This is a genomic window from Idiomarina sp. ST10R2A5, from assembly GCF_051842325.1.
Lineage (GTDB): Bacteria > Pseudomonadota > Gammaproteobacteria > Enterobacterales > Alteromonadaceae > Idiomarina > Idiomarina abyssalis.
In genome coordinates, this window is record NZ_JBNIEX010000002.1 from 129,607 (window position 1) to 143,969 (window position 14,363).

Sequence of the window (14,363 nt, forward strand, 5' to 3'; positions counted from 1 at the left end):
AAATGGGGAGTTATGGTCGGTTAATGGACATTAAAAGTCAGTGGGTTATAGTGAGTAAATATTCAGAAGACGGATTGAATATGAACGAAGCCTTAGAAAATATCCTTCTCGATGTATCTAAGTCACCGGATATTGACGGCGGCGACCTGGAGAAAGCGTCTGAACTGATCCTGATGTCAGCGCTAAAAGGGCTGGATATTAGCCGCGTCAGTATTTGGTTATTGCAGCCGGACAAGCAGAGCATGACTGCTGCCAGGTTAATTGATGAAAAACAGCAGGACAAAGAATTGCCTGTCCTGCGTAAGTCCGAACTTCCTTCTTATTTTCGGGTATTAATGACTGAGCGGACCATTATCGCCAACGACGCCCGCAACCACCCGGCAACCGTTGAACTCAGCAACGGCTATCTGGAGGAAACTGGTGTATACGGCATGCTCGACGTCCCTTTACGCCATAAAGGTCAAATGATAGGCGTAATGTGCTGCGAAAGCCGTAAACCCTCACGCCGCTGGACTTCCGATGAAGTCGCCTTTGTTGGAGTGCTTGCGGATATTTATGGCCGCGCCGTCAGTGCGTCCGAACGCGAACGATTCGAAGCACTCCTTATTCGTCAGAATGAACAGCTGGAGAGCATGGTAGCGGAGCGAACAGAATCATTAACCAAAGCGCTGGACAACTTTAAGCAGGCTCAGGAACGGTTAATTGAAACCGAAAAAATGGCCGCTCTGGGTAAGTTAGTCGCCGGCGTCGCGCACGAGGTTAATACCCCCCTGGGTGTTTCCGTTACCGCTGTAACTCACTGTGAACATCGTCTTAAAAAGTTGGATCAAGGCTTCAGTAACGGTTCAATTTCACGCAAACAATTGCAAACCTTTATCAGTGATACTTATGAAGCTTACCAGTTACTCACCAGTAACCTTGAGCGAGCCGCAACCCTGATTCAGAACTTTAAGAAAACCGCGGTTGATCAATCCAGTTTTGAGCTGGTTAACTGCCAGCTTAACGACTACCTGCACGCGTTAATTTTAAGTCTAAAGCCTGTGGTAAAAAAGAAGCACGTCAGCATCACTATCGACTGCGACGACGACATTGTTTTAAGCACTTACCAGGGCGCGTTAGCACAAATTGTGACGAATCTGGTCAGTAATACTAACGACCACGCTTTTGTCGAACCCGATGAAAAGCATCAAATAGAGATACAAACGGAACAAAAAGACGAAGGTGTCCATTTTCGCTTTCGCGACAACGGTAAAGGTATGGACAGCGAGACCATTAAAAATATCTTCGAGCCCTTTTTCACCACATCTCGCCAGACGGGTGGTTCAGGGTTAGGCTTATCCATTGTTTATAATCTGGTGACCCGGAAACTCAACGGCGAAATTTCTGTCCAATCAACGCCTGGTAAAGGCACCGAGTTTTCCTTTTTCTTACCCGATTTACCCAAATAGGATTGTTGTATGCTCAAAGCTCTGCAAAACTTTTTTCAACAAACGACACCGGCTGAACAGGCCAACATGCACCAGGTAGAGGGTCTATCAAATGACGCTTTTCTGTCGCTGGTTCTAATGACAGAAATTAGTCTGGCCGATGGCGAGCTATCCGATGAAGAGGGTGAGCACTTATTGGATGAGCTAGAGCGCGAATACGGTATTACCGGTGCGCAAGCTGACAACGCAATTAAAGAAGCCGTGCAGGCAGTACAGGAAGCCTCATCGCTGCACGACTTCACAGCACAGTTAAAAGCCATTAGCTACGAACAACGCGTTGAATTACTGGAAAATTTGTGGGCTGTTGCCTACGCTGATAGTGCACTTGATCCACATGAGGAAAGTATGTTGCGCAAACTTGCTGACTTACTTTATATCAGTCACGCTGACTACATTCGCACCAAACTTAGGGTTATCGACTCTTAAATGCGGCTGCTACCCACCTTCTTTGCTGCCGCGTCATTAAGTTTTACCCTTGTGGCTGATAGCCTGGCTGAAGAAGCGGGCATGGCAACGGGCTACCCGCCTTTTCAGTTTAGCCAGGGCGGAGAGCCTGCGGGCTTCGATGTTGACGTTGTTCGTGCCGTTTTCAACTATCTGGGAAAAGATTTAAACCTTCATCAGTACGACTGGGACAATGTGGTCAGCCTGCTTCGCTATGGCGAGCTGGACTTGGCTATTGGTATGGAGTCTACCGAAGCTCGACAAGCTTACTTTGACTTTAGCCAACCTTATTACCATCGACTGGCGACTTTATTTGTACTTGATCAGGAAAGCAGTCCGGAGTCGGTTCGCAAGCTAGTGAGCAAGCGTATTAGTGGCGATCGTCACTCGGTACTGGAGCAGTATTTGACAGAGCTCGGGTTGCATAATGCCATTAGAATTCAGCAGGCCGACTCCAAAAAAGAAGCCATGACTCAGCTTGCTATTGGTGAAGTTGAGGCCGTTATTATGCCCGAAAAAGTGGGCCTGTATCTTGCTGATGAAATAGGCGTTAACGTGCGTATTTTATGGCAGCCTCAAATCAGAGTTCCCGTCAGTTTTGCTGTAAAGACCAACAATACTGAGCTTTTAGGCCATATAAACCGAGCTTTACAACACCTTGAAGACAGTGGAGAACTCGACAGTATTCGCCAGCGCTGGAATATCCAGCACTGGGTTACTTCTTACACTCCAAATTAATGCCCGCTTTCTCTGGCCTGCTGCATTTCATTTTCCAAACGAGCAGACTCATCGGCACGCGGCTTGGTAAAGCGTGCTAACCAGAGGTAAAGCACCGGAGTCAGGTACAGCGTAAACAATGTCGCCAAACCTAAGCCGCCAAAGACCACCCAACCAATAGAGTTACGTGCCTCTGCGCCGGCACCAGAAGACAGAATTAACGGCAGTCCGCCAAGTATGGTCGAAACCAGAGTCATCATGATGGGGCGCAGACGAATCAATGCAGCTTCTTCTATTGCTTCGCGTACTTCCAGTCCCCTGTCCCGCAGTTGATCGGCGAACTCAACCAACAACACCGAGTTCTTCGCTAGCAAGCCTATTAGCATGACCAGACCAATCTGCGAATAGATGTTCATTGATGTGCCGGTCAGGAACAAGGCGTAAATAGCTGCAGCAATACCAAACGGAACCGTCAGCATAACCACTACCGCACTGTTTAATGACTCAAACTGCGCAGCAAGAACCAGCAAAACAATCAAAAATGCCAAAATATAGGTCATGGCAATTTCTTGCGAGGTATCCTCAAAGGTTGCAGCTTCACCCAGGAATACCAACCCCATGCTATCGGGCAGCACCTCGTCAGCAATAGCGCGAAGTTGCTCTACAGCCTCCGACATAGGCAGATCTTCCGGTAAATCCGCATCGACTTCTATCGCGCGCCGCTGAGCCTGTCGCTCTAACTCTGCAGACACGCCCTCTTCGACTATTTCGGAAATGCTGGATATTGGCACAAGCTCGCCGCTACTGGAGGAGACATACAGATTTTGCATATCCTGAGGTGACTGTATCAGGTTATTCCGTGTACGCAGCATTACCGGAATTTGTTGGTCACCCACGTTCAAGTCAGCAACATCATCACCGTTAATCGCCGCGCGTAACGTTGAAGATATATCGCTTAATGAAACGCCCAGCTCAGCAGCCCGGCGCCTGTCAATTTTCACCCGCAACTGAGGCTGCGTCGGCTGATAAGAGACATTAGGCTCACCAAGCTCCGGCATACGCTCTTTTATAACTGCAGTAAATTCACGGGCGGCTTTGAATATCTCATCGTAGTTCTCGCCGGTAATCGCCATTTCAAGGCCGCCGCCCTGACCTCGTAAATTCAGACTGTTATCACCAAAAGCACGCCCCGGCGCGCCCGGTACCTGGCTCAGCGGCTCCCGGATGTTATTAATGATCTCCTGCTGACTAATATCCCTTTCTTCCCAGGGTTTCAGGTTAGCAGTAATGAACACCAGGTTGGGGTCCCACTGACCCACCACGGTGTAAATTGATTCGATATCGCCGCTTTCTTTGTATTCAAGCAAAATCTCTTCTAACTTACGCGCCTGCCTGTCCATGAATTTAAGGCCAACACCATCGGGTCCGCGAGAGAATACTCTGACCGAGCCACGGTCTTCGTTGGGCATCAGTTCACTGTTAATCTGGTTGTACAACAAAGCGCCACCGCCAGCAGACAGCAGTGATAAAATCACGATTACCCAGCTAAAATCGAGCGCTTTGTGCAGCGTTCGCTTATAGAAGCGTTTAAACACATTACCAATTTTGGCAAAACGGTTACTCTGCCCGGCAGACTTTGGCAAACGCGCAGTAAATGCGGGTACCAAAGACAAGGCAACAAAAGAAGAAATAACCACAGCCGCCGCCAGCACACCACCAAACTCACGGAACAGTCGACCCGCCGTTGACGGTAAAAAGGCTATGGGCACAAACACCGCCACCAATACCGCCGTAGTCGCAACAACCGCGAAGAAAACCTCACGTGTTCCCAATACCGCAGCCGCACGACTTCCAAGCCCCATACTGCGGCGTCGCTGAATATTCTCGGTAACAACAATGGCGTCATCGACAATGAGCCCGGTAGCCAGAACCAGAGCCAACAGCGTCAGAATATTAATGGAAAAGCCCATTAACCATATAGCCGCTACGGCACCAAATAGCGCAACCGGAATTGAAAAGGCAGGAATAATTGTTGCCCGGAATGAACCAATAAACACCCATAAAGTAGCGACAACCAAAGCAATAGTAATTGCCAGAGTCGTGACAACCTCAGCAACGGACTTACGAATAAACTGCGCATCGTCGTTAGTGATGCTCATTTCCATGTCGGGGAAGCGCTCGCGTAACCTTTCCAGTACCGCCAGGGCTTTATCAGAAATTTCAATAGTGTTAGAGCCAGCCTGACGTATAACCCCTAACCCAACCACTGGCTTACCATCTAAGCGGACAAAGCTGTTGGCATCGGCGGGTGCGAAATAAGCCTGGGCGACATCACCCACACGAGTGTCATCGCGGACAATAATGTTTTCAACTTGCTCTTCAGTAATGGCCGTTGCATCGGCTCGAATAATCAAGCGCTGGTCAGTTGAGCGCAGGCTACCGGCAGGCACATCAAAAGGTGCCTGACGCAAGGCATCGGCGACATCCGTGACCGACAAACCAAAGCTCACCAGCTTCAGGGGATCAAGGTCAACGCGCAATACTCGCTCGCGGTCACCATTTAAACGGACATCGGCCACGCCATTAATGGCCAGAAATTCAGGCGATAAATCGGTTTCCAACCGGCGGGTCAGTTCTTCCTGTGTTAAGGAGTCGCTACTAACGGCTATATCCAGTACCGAGCGCGCATCGTTGTCAGCTTTACGAACGTTTATTTGCTCGACATCATCCGGCAGTTCACGACGTATCTGGTTAACCGCTTCGCGTACTTCCGCGGCTACAACGTCTAAGTCCACACCGGGTCGGAATTCAATAGAAATACGGGCGCTGTTCTCTTCACTCGACGAACGAATGGACTCCACGCCGGAAACTCGCGCAGCGGCACCTTCTAAGATACTGGTCACTTCAGCATCAACGGTTTCTGGCGCGCCGCCGGGCAAGGTTGCGCTCACCCCGACAACCGGTCGGTCAACGTCAGGCAGCTCACGCACTTCAACACCCATTAAAGCAGCAATACCTGCTATGGCGATAAGCACGTTAAGAACAACTATCAGTACCGGGCGACGAATCGACACCGATGGTAAGTCGTTCGCGTCCTGTTGGTTATTCATCTGCTGGTCTGACATTATTCGGTAACCTCTTGCGTATCGAGGGTGGCCCGATCAAACACAACAGGCTGCCCTTCACGCAGGCTTTGTACGCCTTCAACGATGAGCAAGTCATCACGTTGAATATTACCTGATACCAGTACTCGCCCGGCCAGGCGCTGTTCAATCTGTACCTCAATACGCGCAGCTTTATCGTCTTCCACAACCCAGACAAAAGGATTATTCACGCCCCACGACAAAGCGGCTTCAGGAACCGAAGCAAACTCTTCGCCAGCCAACTCTATTGCGGTTCTGAAACTGGTGCCGGGTAAAAAATCGTCATTATCGTTACTGATTTTTGCGCGTGCCCGGTACATACGGGTCGTTGCGTTAATGCGTGAGTCCAGCTCGATAATTTCAGCTGTAACGGGAGTGCCTGAGTATCGCCATGGCTGAACCTGTAACTCAGCACCGTCCTGCAGTAACGAAACCGCCGCTTCAGGAATGCGAAAATCAATTAATAAGGTCGAACGATCATCTAAAGTAGCAATAGCGGTTTGTTGGTCAATGCGGTCGCCCACTTCAACATCGGTAATACCGATAATTCCCTCAAAAGGTGCACGAATAAAACGGTCTTCTAATTCAATTTTGGTGTTATCTAACTCAACGCGGGCTAAATCTCTTAATAATATCGCGTTATCAAGCTCTGACTGCGGCACAGCGCCTTGTTCACGGCTGGCTCGTAAACGCTCTACCGTGCGCTCTGCGTCGCGTAAATTAATCTGTGCCTGCTCCACCGCAACTTGCTGTCGGCGGGCATCGAGTTCAACCAGCAACTGGTCTTTCTCAACTTTATCGCCCGGCTTGAAATTCACCGCAACCACTCGGTCACCCACCGCCGGATAAATGGTAATAGAGCGAACCGCTTCGGCCGTGCCAACGGCTTCAACCCGATTACGTTCACGCTCAAAAGATACAGGCTGCACAATGACCAAAGCTTCGCGAGGTCCAAATTGCTGAGCCTGACTGTATCCACCTGGCAGTGACAGAATGAACAATAAAGCAATGAGTAAAGACTTCATAACGGTCAATTAGTGCTCCAAAAAAACTGCAGCCACAAGGGCTGCAGTCTGTATTAATCAATAAGCAATAACACAGGCTTGCTACAACTATTCTTTAATCGCAAAGCTGCCTTGCATAATGGCTGAATGGCCAGGGAAGGTGCAGTAGAATTTATAATCAGTGTCTGCACTCATACCTTCAGTAGAAAAAGTCACTGAGGTTTCTTCACCACCGCCAATCACATCGGTTGCCGCAATAACGGCATCTGAGTCCGGTACATACTGGCTTTCCATACCAGCTGACATGCCTTGCTGAACAACTGATTGCATATCACCAGCTTCACTCAGAACCCAGTTATGACCCATGACCTTCTTATCCAGCTTACCTGAGTGAGTCAGAGTTACTGTCACTTCGTCACAGCTCGCTGGTACGGACATCTCTTTTGTATCAAACCTCATGTTGTCATTGCTATCTATAGTGAGTTCACATTCGTTAGCTTGTGCGGCGTTTGCGACAAACAACATCGAACCCAGTAGTGCGGAAATTATGTAACGCATTGCAATACCTCTTCGGTTAGTATGAAATGATTCCTTCCTTATACGTAAAATCTCGCATTGAGATTACTTTAACGAGAATTTATATGACGAAACATCCATTTTCGCCACAATCGCTCCTTGCTCAGGGAGGTACCCACTCTGACAACGAGAATGGCGTAATTATCCCTCCAGTATACACATCAACGACTTACCTGCGCGATGAGGATAATCAATATCGTACTGGTCGTGTCTACTCGCGAGCTGATAACCCCACTTACCGTCCCGCAGAAAAGCTATTAGCCGAGCTGGAAAATGCGGCCGATGCACGTTTATTTGCCTCCGGTATGGCTGCTGCAACCACGGTTTTTCAAGCTTTAAAACCGGGAGATTCAGTCATCGCCCCTAAAGTCATGTACTGGGCGTTGCGCAAATGGCTGCAGACCTTCGGGGTCGATAGCGGACTGGACGTTCGTTTTGTCGATACGTCTAACCTGGACGAGTTGCGCCATGCCATTTCAGAAAAGGCTCCTACGCTCATTTGGCTGGAAACCCCTGGCAACCCTTTGTGGACAGTCACCGACATTGCTGCGGTAGCTAATATAGCTCGTAACTGCGGTGCCCTGCTGGCGGTAGACTCTACGGTAGCCACACCTTTGCTGACTAAACCGCTGGATCTCGGTGCCGATGTTGTCATGCATTCCGCCACAAAATATCTTAACGGTCACTCCGACGTTATCTCTGGCGCTCTCGCTGCCCGCGAAGATAACGACTTCTGGAAACGCCTGGTTGCCATTCGCGCGCAATACGGTGCAGTTCCGGGGCCACAAGATGCAGCTCAGCTACTACGCGGCATGCGAACGTTGTTTTTACGAGTACGCGAAAGCTGTCAAAATGCGTTGTACATTGCTGAGCAGTTAGAACAACACCCAAAAGTCACTGAAGTGCTGTACCCGGGCTTAAAAAGCTTTGCCGGCCATGATATTGCGGTTAAGCAAATGCAGGGCGGTTTTGGCGGCATGTTGTCTATCCGTCTGGCGGGTGGTGAGAAAGCCGCTATTGCCGTTGCCGCAAAAACACAGCTGTGGCATCGCGCTACGTCATTAGGTGGTGTAGAGAGCCTGATTGAACACCGCGCCAGCATTGAAGGCCCGGATACCCCGGTACCCTTAGACCTATTGCGTTTGTCGGTAGGAATTGAAAACGCCGATGATCTGCTGGCAGACTTACAGCAGGCCATCGACAGCGCGCACGCTTAAATGCTGACGCGCTTATAGAAGCGGTATTCCGGCTTCCAGAAATTGTTGTCGATGCGCTCACGCAGCGTATCGTCATCAATTTCCAGTGCCAGACCTTCCTGCTGAGCCACTTTACCCACCGCAAAAGCAATGTCTTTACTCAACTGCGTCAAGTCTTTAAAAGCCGGCAGTAATTCCTCGCCTTTACCATTGGCACTGGGCGAAGCTGCTGCTAACGTCTTACTTGCCACACGCAGCATTTCATCACTGACCCGTTGCGACTTAACCGACAACACACCAAGACCAATGCCCGGGAAAATATAACTGTTGTTACACTGAGCTATCGGATACAAACGCCCGTTATACTCAACTTCACCAAAAGGACTACCGGTAGCAACAATGGCTTTACCTTCACTCCATTTCAGTACATCCGCAGGGTGCGCTTCTACATGTTTTGACGGGTTACTCAGAGGGAAAATAATGGGCCGTTCAACATTTTTTGCCATAGTCGATATAACTTGCTCAGTAAACAAGCCCGCCTTACCGGAAACACCAATTAAAATATCCGGTTCGGCACAATGCATCACATCCAGCAACGACGGATAATCACCACTGTATTCCCAGTCATTCAGGTCGGCCGTTTTTTGCGCTAATGCCTGCTGGAAGTCGCGCAGCCCGTCCATAGTGTCCATCACCAGACCGAAGCGGTCGACCATAAATATCTGTTTCTTCGCCTGCTCTTCCGTTAAGCCTTCCGCGGTCATTTGAATCATGACTTGCTCGGCGATACCACAACCAGCTGAACCAGCCCCAACGAATACAACTCTCTGCTCGCTGAGCTTTTTGCCTTTTTGGCGACAGGCCGCCAGTAAGGTACCCACAGTCACAGAGGCGGTGCCCTGAATATCATCATTAAAACAACAGACTTCATCTCGGTAGCGACGCAGCAACGGCATAGCATTAGGCTGAGCAAAGTCCTCGAACTGCAGCATCACACCAGGCCAGCGTTTGGTAACCGCTTTGATGAATTTATCGAGAAACTCGTCGTACTCTTCCTGACCAATACGCTTATGTCGCGCCCCCATGTACATTGGGTCTTCCAGAAGCTTTTCATTATTGGTGCCGACATCCAGCATAACCGGTAGTGTATACGCCGGGCTAATGCCGCCGCAGGCGGTATACAACGACAGCTTACCAATCGGAATACCCATGCCTCCAATACCCTGGTCACCTAAGCCCAGAATGCGCTCGCCGTCGGTGACGACAATCACTTTCACTTTTTGCTTAGTAGCATTGCGCAGAATATCGTCCAGCTGATCACGCTCTGAATACGAAATGAACAAGCCGCGTGAGCTGCGGTAAATATCCGAGAATTTCTCACAGGCATCCCCCACGGTCGGGGTGTAGATGATTGGCATCATCTCTTCCAGATGATCCGTTAATAAGCGATAAAACAGGGTTTCATTGTTGTCCTGAATAGCACGCAGGTAAATATGCTTGTTAATGGGCGTTTCAAAGCTCCGGTACTGCATATAAGCACGCTCAGCCTGCTCTTCAATGCTCTCATAGCGAGGCGGCAACAAACCGGTCAGGTTAAACGCGGCACGCTCTTCCTTACTGAACGCACTGCCCTTATTCAGTAGCGGGGTTTCCAACAAATTAGGGCCAGAATAGGGAATATAAAGCGGACGCTGCGTCTGCGGCATAAGTACAAACTCCTGAAAGCCAAAGTAATACGAATATCATAGCAAAACGCGGCTGCGATTCACATGTTTCGCTGGATTGGAATACCGAGGAAAACGCGAGTGCTGAGGTTATCAGTGGGACTTTGGAGGACGCCCGTGAATACATCCCTGTAGGGCTTGGGCAGCGCCATCCATGGCGCTGCACACCTCCAAAGTCCCACTGCTAATCCTTTTGCGCACTCGCTATCTCGCATTTTCATCTGGCACAAATATCTTAGATAGGAAGTTAATCCCAGGGGCAGGCTTTGGTGGCAAAAGGCGATACAGGAAAGAACTCGTGGCTTGAGGAGTGTCGAAGGCCATGGATGGCCTTCGTCAAGCGTTCATGGATGAACTTGCAGCGTCTCCTCAAGCCACGAGTTCTTTTCTCAGCCGAATTGCCGGCGAAGCCTGCCCCTGGGATTAAAGCTTCAGGCCCCAGCGGGTGGCGGTGCGTTTGACGGCGTCGACGTTTTCGGTGGCTATGATGTGCAGTGGTGTGCTTTCAAACTGGGCGCTTAAGTCCAGATGTTGCTTTAACCAGGACAGCATGGCCTCGCCGGAATGGATGGTTTTTGCGCCGTTGAAGTAGTCGGAAATGCTCTCGGCTATCAGCGGAAAGTGCGTACAGCCCAGCAGCACCACATCCGGTTTTTTAAGCTTGCTGAAATAATGCTTAAAAGTTTCCTGCAGTATCGGCCCGTCGTAAAGCTCTTCTTCGACAATAGGCACAAACAACGGTGTAGGCATGGCGTCTACCTGGTTGTAGCCCAACGCTTGTATTTGCTGCTGGTAGGCACCGGAGTTTATGGTCGAGCGCGTAGCAATAACCAGTACCCGGGCGCTGGTATCAATACCCTGCAGTTGCTGCAGTGCCATAACACCTGGCTCCAGCACCCCGTAAACTGGCTTGTTAGAGAACTTCTGCATTTGCTCTAATGCGGTCACACTCACGGTATTACAGGCTACCACCAGGCAGTCTACATCGGCGCCGTTAAAAAACTCCACAGCTTCCAGCGCGTAGCGCGTTACCGTATTGCTGTCCTTGCTACCGTAGGGCACCCGGGCGGTGTCTCCGTAATACAGCAACTCGCTGAAACAACCGCTTTGCTGCAGTGACCGCGCTACTGTTAAACCACCCACACCGCTATCAAAAACTCCAACTTTCATGCTTACTATTTCTCCAGGCTTACTGTTTTAAGACGCAGCGCGTTGGTTATAACAAAGACACTGGACAGCGCCATAGCGCCGGCCGCCAGCATAGGCGACAGCAAAATACCAAAAAACGGATACAGTACGCCGGCAGCGACAGGAATCAGTGCGGTATTATAAGCAAACGCCCAGAATAAATTCTGATGAATATTGCGCATGGTTGCTTCTGACAAGGCGAAGGACTGCTGCACCACGGTCAGATTATCTGACATAAGTACCACATCGGCGGATTCAATCGCCACGTCGGTACCGGTTCCGATAGCAAAACCCACATCAGCAGAGGCCAATGCCGGCGCATCATTAATACCGTCCCCTACAAATATGACTTGACCCCACTCCTTCTTAAGGCGCTTTACGGCATCCACTTTGCCATCGGGTTTAACGTTAGCTACCACTTCGTCAATGCCCAGTTCTTTGGCAATGCGTTTTGCGGTGGACTCGGCGTCACCGGTGACCATTGCCGTTTTCAGGCCGTCATCATGCAAGCGCTTAATTAGCTCTTTGGCGCTGGATTTAATCGGATCATCCTGAGTAAATACAGCCGCCAGCTTACCATCCACTGCCACATAAATGGGTGTGCGGCCACTTTCAGACCAGCTTTTCGCGTCATCAGGTTCGTTATCAAGCGCAATACCGTTGTCCTGCATCAGCTCGCTGGTACCAATATAAAGCGTTTTACCATCAACTTTACCGGTAGCCCCCAAACCTGAAATGGCTTCAAAGCTGTCAGGCTCGCTGACTTTAATGTCCTGCTCTTTGGCGTAGTTGACCAAAGCTTCTGCGGTGGGGTGTTCTGACTTAGCTTCAATCGAAGCGGCTAATGTCAGCACCTCTTTTTCCTCAAAGTCACTCAGGGTAAGCCAGTCGGTAATGGTTGGTTTGCCTTCTGTCAGTGTACCGGTTTTATCAAAAATAACGCCTTTCGACTGCTGCAACGCCTGCAACGCACTGCCCTGACGGAATAGCACGCCCATTTCGGCACCTCGACCGGTCCCCACCATAATAGACGTAGGCGTTGCCAGCCCCATTGCGCAGGGGCAGGCAATAATTAACACAGCCACCGCATTAACCAACGCAAAGGTCAGTGCTGACTCACTGGCGGCAAAGTACCACACCACAAAGGTCAGCAACGCCACCAGCATGACCGCCGGTACAAACCATAATGTAATGCGGTTCACGGTATCCTGAATGGGCAGTTTACTGCCCTGAGCCTGCTCAACCATACGAATGATCTGCGCCAGCACTGTGCCTTCGCCGGTCGCCGTTACCTTAAACCGCAACGTCCCTTTTTCGTTCAGGGTACCGCCGACCACTTTGTCGCCTTTTTCTTTATGCACTGGCTCAGGTTCACCGGTTATCATGGCTTCGTTCACATAACTGTCACCGGAAGACACTTCGCCATCCAGTGCAATACGCTCGCCCGGACGCACTTCAATTTCATCGCCTTTGCCCAGCTCAGCAATATCGACTTCGGTCACCTCACCGTCCCGCACCACACGTGCGGTTTTGCTTTGCAGACTCATCAGTCGCTGAATCGCGTCCGAGGTATGGCTTTTAGCGCGCGCTTCCATAAACCGTCCGGCCAGAATCAGCGTGACAATAACCGCCGAAGCTTCGAAGTAAACGTTCACTGACTCGCTCGGCAGCCACGAAGGAACAATTGTTGCCACGACCGAGTAACCCCAGGCTGCTGTTGCGCCCAGTGCCACCAAGGAGTTCATGTCCGGCGCCCCGCGCAATAGCGCAGGAATACCCAGTTTATAAAAACGCGCACCGGGAACCGCAAGCACCATAGTAGTAAGCACTAACTGTACCCACCAGCTGGTTTGTAAGCCCAGTGAGTTATGCACCCACTCGGAAAATACCGGCACCATATGGTTGCCCATGGCCAGTATAAACACCGGCAGCGTCAACAACGCTGAAAGCCATAACTGGCCTTTTAACGTGCGCATTTCTTTTGCCTGTTGCTCACGCTGTTCGCGCATTTGCTTATCGCGATCAAGCACTTCGTGGGCATCATAGCCCGCACCTTTCACCGCCTTAATCAGATCATTGACAGAAACCTTGTCAGAGTATGTTACTTCGGCACTGTCCGACGCCAGATTCACCGAGGCATCTTCAACACCATCCAGACCATTAAGCGCCTTATCGACACGCCCAACGCAGGACGCACAACTCATACCTTCAATACTTAAACGAACGGAATTACTCATCGCTACCTCCGTCGGCTTCTGCAGGCTTCAGCCACAGCAACAGCCAAAACACGACCAACTGCGCCAGCTCAACATAACGTTGCATGGCACCGCGTACTTCAGCCAGTTCAGGGCTTATCATCAACACAAAACCTAAAGCTATAACCACAGACAACAACACAAACGCAGCGCGCACCGGCCAGGTAGTTCTTGGTGTAAAGGTCAGCAGCAAGGTGCCCAGCGCGAAGCCAAAGTAACTGACTATGCTGATAATATTATGTAACGCCTGAGAGCTGGAGCCATCCGTCGGACAGCCCAGGTCGCAGGGTGCTATAGCCGCACCGAGATAAGCAACCGGATAGAAAAATAGTAACGCCCAGCCTAAATGACTGATGCCTTGCACCCGCAAATGCGGCCGGGCTGTTAACAAAACGCCGAAGGAAATCATCGCCAAAGGAATAAAACCCACCCAGCCAAAAGCGCCCGCCGCGGTGCTGCCGGTGGCATTAATTTCACTGATGTACTGGCTGACATGTGAAAAGTCGTCTTTTACCCAGGTTGCCACCAACTGCAGCCCAACCCAAAACAAGGTCAGAATAATGAGTTGCGGCATCACTGGAGAGCTTTTCGTCGGTGCGTTTTGCATGTAGCCTCCTCGGCTGTATTAA

Annotated in this window: 11 protein-coding genes; 4 read left to right on the forward strand and 7 right to left on the reverse strand. The window is 50.3% G+C overall.

What is annotated here, in order from left to right; translation table 11 throughout:
- Positions 1 to 23: 23 nt before the first annotated feature.
- Genes ACP7FG_RS03295 through ACP7FG_RS03305 form a run of 3 tightly spaced genes read left to right on the forward strand, consistent with a single transcriptional unit; the run spans position 24 to position 2,669 of the window.
- Positions 24 to 1,448 carry a GAF domain-containing sensor histidine kinase gene (locus tag ACP7FG_RS03295; protein WP_244994817.1) on the forward strand — a complete coding sequence of 475 codons (1,425 nt, stop codon included), beginning with the start codon at positions 24 to 26 and terminating at the stop codon, positions 1,446 to 1,448.
- A 9-nt stretch (positions 1,449 to 1,457) separates the two neighbouring features.
- Positions 1,458 to 1,913, forward strand: a complete 456-nt coding sequence (locus tag ACP7FG_RS03300; protein ID WP_439225505.1) for a TerB family tellurite resistance protein — start codon at positions 1,458 to 1,460, stop codon at positions 1,911 to 1,913.
- Positions 1,914 to 2,669: a transporter substrate-binding domain-containing protein gene (locus ACP7FG_RS03305; protein WP_439225506.1), complete on the forward strand. Its 756-nt coding sequence runs from the start codon at positions 1,914 to 1,916 to the stop codon at positions 2,667 to 2,669.
- Here ACP7FG_RS03305 and ACP7FG_RS03310 read toward each other — a convergent pair.
- The 3 genes from ACP7FG_RS03310 to azu form a co-directional block, all read right to left on the reverse strand.
- Positions 2,666 to 5,773, reverse strand: a complete 3,108-nt coding sequence (locus ACP7FG_RS03310) for an efflux RND transporter permease subunit (RefSeq protein ID WP_439225507.1) — start codon at positions 5,771 to 5,773, stop codon at positions 2,666 to 2,668. The genes ACP7FG_RS03305 and ACP7FG_RS03310 overlap by 4 nt on opposite strands.
- Positions 5,773 to 6,816 carry an efflux RND transporter periplasmic adaptor subunit gene (locus ACP7FG_RS03315; RefSeq protein ID WP_439225642.1) on the reverse strand — a complete coding sequence of 348 codons (1,044 nt, stop codon included), beginning with the start codon at positions 6,814 to 6,816 and terminating at the stop codon, positions 5,773 to 5,775. The genes ACP7FG_RS03310 and ACP7FG_RS03315 overlap by 1 nt, the downstream gene beginning before the upstream one ends.
- Before the next feature lie 87 nt (positions 6,817 to 6,903).
- On the reverse strand, positions 6,904 to 7,353 hold the full coding sequence (gene azu / locus ACP7FG_RS03320) for an azurin (RefSeq protein WP_054490527.1): 450 nt from the start codon (positions 7,351 to 7,353) through the stop codon (positions 6,904 to 6,906).
- 83 nt (positions 7,354 to 7,436) lie between these two features.
- Here azu and ACP7FG_RS03325 point away from each other — a divergent pair, with 83 nt between their 5' ends.
- A complete protein-coding gene (locus tag ACP7FG_RS03325) occupies positions 7,437 to 8,588 on the forward strand; it encodes a trans-sulfuration enzyme family protein (protein ID WP_439225508.1) in 1,152 nt (383 codons plus the stop codon).
- On the opposite strand, the gene ACP7FG_RS03330 is transcribed toward ACP7FG_RS03325, so the two are convergent.
- From ACP7FG_RS03330 to ACP7FG_RS03345, 4 genes are all read right to left on the reverse strand, one after another.
- Positions 8,585 to 10,273: an NAD-dependent malic enzyme gene (locus ACP7FG_RS03330; protein ID WP_439225509.1), complete on the reverse strand. Its 1,689-nt coding sequence runs from the start codon at positions 10,271 to 10,273 to the stop codon at positions 8,585 to 8,587. The two genes, ACP7FG_RS03325 and ACP7FG_RS03330, sit on opposite strands and share 4 nt — an antisense overlap.
- A 441-nt stretch (positions 10,274 to 10,714) precedes the next feature.
- Entirely contained in the window at positions 10,715 to 11,461 is a 747-nt protein-coding gene (gene murI / locus ACP7FG_RS03335) for a glutamate racemase (RefSeq protein ID WP_439225510.1), read from the reverse strand.
- 5 nt (positions 11,462 to 11,466) lie between these two features.
- Entirely contained in the window at positions 11,467 to 13,716 is a 2,250-nt protein-coding gene (locus tag ACP7FG_RS03340; RefSeq protein ID WP_439225511.1) for a heavy metal translocating P-type ATPase, read from the reverse strand.
- On the reverse strand, positions 13,709 to 14,341 hold the full coding sequence (locus ACP7FG_RS03345; RefSeq protein ID WP_271331937.1) for a DUF998 domain-containing protein: 633 nt from the start codon (positions 14,339 to 14,341) through the stop codon (positions 13,709 to 13,711). Before ACP7FG_RS03345 ends, ACP7FG_RS03340 begins: the two co-directional genes overlap by 8 nt.
- Positions 14,342 to 14,363 lie beyond the last annotated feature (22 nt).

What these genes read in the sequence shown, in the direction of transcription:
- ACP7FG_RS03325 (WP_439225508.1), top strand. Translation starts at nt 7,437, where the DNA reads ATGACGAAACATCCATTTTCGCCACAATCGCTCCTTGCTCAGGGAGGT.
- ACP7FG_RS03330 (WP_439225509.1), bottom strand. Translation starts at nt 10,273, where the DNA reads ATGCCGCAGACGCAGCGTCCGCTTTATATTCCCTATTCTGGCCCTAAT.
- ACP7FG_RS03305 (WP_439225506.1), top strand. Translation starts at nt 1,914, where the DNA reads ATGCGGCTGCTACCCACCTTCTTTGCTGCCGCGTCATTAAGTTTTACC.
- azu (WP_054490527.1), bottom strand. Translation starts at nt 7,353, where the DNA reads ATGCGTTACATAATTTCCGCACTACTGGGTTCGATGTTGTTTGTCGCA.
- ACP7FG_RS03300 (WP_439225505.1), top strand. Translation starts at nt 1,458, where the DNA reads ATGCTCAAAGCTCTGCAAAACTTTTTTCAACAAACGACACCGGCTGAA.
- murI (WP_439225510.1), bottom strand. Translation starts at nt 11,461, where the DNA reads ATGAAAGTTGGAGTTTTTGATAGCGGTGTGGGTGGTTTAACAGTAGCG.
- ACP7FG_RS03345 (WP_271331937.1), bottom strand. Translation starts at nt 14,341, where the DNA reads ATGCAAAACGCACCGACGAAAAGCTCTCCAGTGATGCCGCAACTCATT.
- ACP7FG_RS03315 (WP_439225642.1), bottom strand. Translation starts at nt 6,816, where the DNA reads ATGAAGTCTTTACTCATTGCTTTATTGTTCATTCTGTCACTGCCAGGT.
- ACP7FG_RS03340 (WP_439225511.1), bottom strand. Translation starts at nt 13,716, where the DNA reads ATGAGTAATTCCGTTCGTTTAAGTATTGAAGGTATGAGTTGTGCGTCC.
- ACP7FG_RS03295 (WP_244994817.1), top strand. Translation starts at nt 24, where the DNA reads ATGGACATTAAAAGTCAGTGGGTTATAGTGAGTAAATATTCAGAAGAC.
- ACP7FG_RS03310 (WP_439225507.1), bottom strand. Translation starts at nt 5,773, where the DNA reads ATGTCAGACCAGCAGATGAATAACCAACAGGACGCGAACGACTTACCA.